Source organism: Dietzia sp. SYD-A1, assembly GCF_015356725.1.
Lineage (GTDB): Bacteria > Actinomycetota > Actinomycetes > Mycobacteriales > Mycobacteriaceae > Dietzia.
In genome coordinates, this window is sequence record NZ_JADDKI010000601.1 from 1 (window position 1) to 2,150 (window position 2,150).

Consider the following 2,150-nt stretch of genomic DNA (forward strand, 5'->3'; position numbering starts at 1 on the left):
GGGATGGCCTGTTCGGGGCCCCGGGGGCGGGGCGGTCCCGGCCACCGGTGGCGGATAGGATCGGCGGCATGATCCGGCCCGTGAACCCGTACCCTGTCGGCCTGGACCTCGAAGGCCGCCGGGTCGTGGTGATCGGCGGTGGATCGGTGGCCCAGCGGCGGATTCCCGTGCTCCTGGACTCCGGTGCCGTCGTCCACCTGGTGAGTCCTGAGATCACACCCACGCTGCAGGGGCTGGTCGACTCGGGGCGGATCCGCTGGGAGGCCCGCGAGTTCCGCTCGGGCGACCTCGACGGCGCCTGGTACGTGGTGGCGGCCACCAAGGACTCGCTGGTCAACGCGAGAGTCGCGGCGGAGGCGGAGCAGGACCGCACCTTCTGCGTGCGGGCGGACGCCGTCCACTCCGGCACCGCGGTGACGCCTGCGGTCGTCCGCCGCGACGAGATGCTGGTCGCGGTGCTCACCGGCGACCGGGCACGTACCGCAGAGGCCCGCGACGTCGTGGCCCGCGCACTGGACGGCGCGAGCGCCGGAGCACCGGACGCCGAGGAGGAGCTGCGGGGCACCGTCGCGCTGGTCGGCGGTGGCCCGGGAGCGGACGACCTCATGACGCTGCGGGGCAGGAATCTGCTCTCGCGCGCCGACGTCGTGGTGGCCGACCGGCTCGCGCCCCAGCGTCCGCTGGGGGAGCTGCGTCCGACCGTGGAGATCGTCGACGCGGCGAAGATCCCGTACGGCAGGTCCATGGCCCAGGACGCCATCAACCAGGTACTCGTGGACCGGGCGCGGGAGGGCAAGTTCGTCGTCCGGCTCAAGGGCGGTGACCCGTTCCTCTACGGGCGGGGATACGAGGAGGCACAGGCCTGCGCGGAGGCCGGGATCCCCTGCAGTGTCGTCCCCGGGGTGTCGAGCGCGCTCAGCGTCCCCGCCCTGGCAGGGATCCCCGTGAGCAACCGCGGCATGACCCATGAGGTCACCATCGTCTCGGGTCATCTGCCGCCGGGCCACCCGGGCTCTCTGATCGACTGGGAGGCCCTGGCACGGATGCGGGGGACGCTGGTCATCCTCATGGGGGTCAAGAACTCCCCGGCCATCGCGGAGTCGCTCATGACCGGTGGGCGGTCGGCGGACACACCCGCCGCGATCATCGTGGACGGGAGCCTGGACGGCCAGTTGGCGCACCGGTGCACCCTCGGGACCATGGCGGACACCCTGTCCGGCCATGACGTACGGCCACCGGCGATCGTGGTGGTCGGTGCGGTCGCCGGGCTCCCGCAGGTGCTGACCCGGGCCTGAGGCGGCGCTCAGGGGCGGGTCACCATCGTCAGGGTGGTGGCCGAGTCGTGCTCGAGCGTGTGTCCGGCCCGCCTGGCCACCCGCAGCAGCGCCGGGATGTCCGTCATCTCCGCGCGTGAGGTCGCGAGCGATCTGGCGAGGAGCCCCTTGTGGTGCTTGGAGAAGTGGGAGACCACCTTGCGGGTGCCGTCCGGGTACTGGGTGACGACGTCGACCGTGACGGCGCCCGGAACCGGTCCCAACTGCTGGTAACCCCCTGACCGGAGATCGATCACGAGGTCGTCCGCCCACTGCGAGGTGGCGGCGGTGAGTGCGGGCTTCCACACGGAGCGGAGCGTGCCGAGTCCGGGTAGTCGGGTCCCCGCCGAGAGTCGGTAGTGGGGGATGGGGTCGGCGGCGGCGAGCAGTCCGAACAGCGCCGACCCGATCCACAGCCGCGATTCGGCGCGCGACCGGGTGGCGCGGGTGAAGGAGGACTGGTCCAGCGCGTCGTAGAGCACCCCGGTGTACCGGCTGAGCGCGGGCGCGGTGGGTGAGGACCACAGGTGCGCGTCGTGGGTCACCTCGGCGGCGAGCGAGTCGCCCAGGCCGAGGGCGGTTCGTGCGCCGTCCGGATCGTCGGCGCACATCGCGACCAGGGCTCCGGCCACCGATCGCCGGGTGTCGGTGAGCGCGGGGAGCGACAGCGACGCCAGGTCCAGGGGGGCGCCCGACCCGCCGACGGACTTGGTCTCGGAGGGCGAGAGGAGGATGCGCACCCGGCCGAGGCTACCGTCGCGCCGGAGGCGGGTCCCCGGGCGGCTAGGAGCATGGGTCAGTAATGGCTCGAAGCGCGCCGAGAGTACGGCGGAGTGC

General features: G+C 72.8%; 2 protein-coding genes. One reads left to right on the forward strand and one right to left on the reverse strand.

All coding sequences use genetic code 11. The features are described 5' to 3' along the window. Nucleotides 1-68 precede the first annotated feature (68 nt). Nucleotides 69-1,295 (forward strand): uroporphyrinogen-III C-methyltransferase, encoded by a 1,227-nt coding sequence (gene cobA / locus IY392_RS17590; protein ID WP_194861930.1) that lies wholly within the window; start codon nt 69-71, stop codon nt 1,293-1,295. An 8-nt stretch (nt 1,296-1,303) separates the two neighbouring features. Here cobA and IY392_RS17595 read toward each other — a convergent pair whose 3' ends face one another. Next, complete coding sequence (locus IY392_RS17595) at nt 1,304-2,053, reverse strand: YaaA family protein (protein WP_182613394.1); 750 nt, start codon at nt 2,051-2,053, stop codon at nt 1,304-1,306. Nucleotides 2,054-2,150 lie beyond the last annotated feature (97 nt).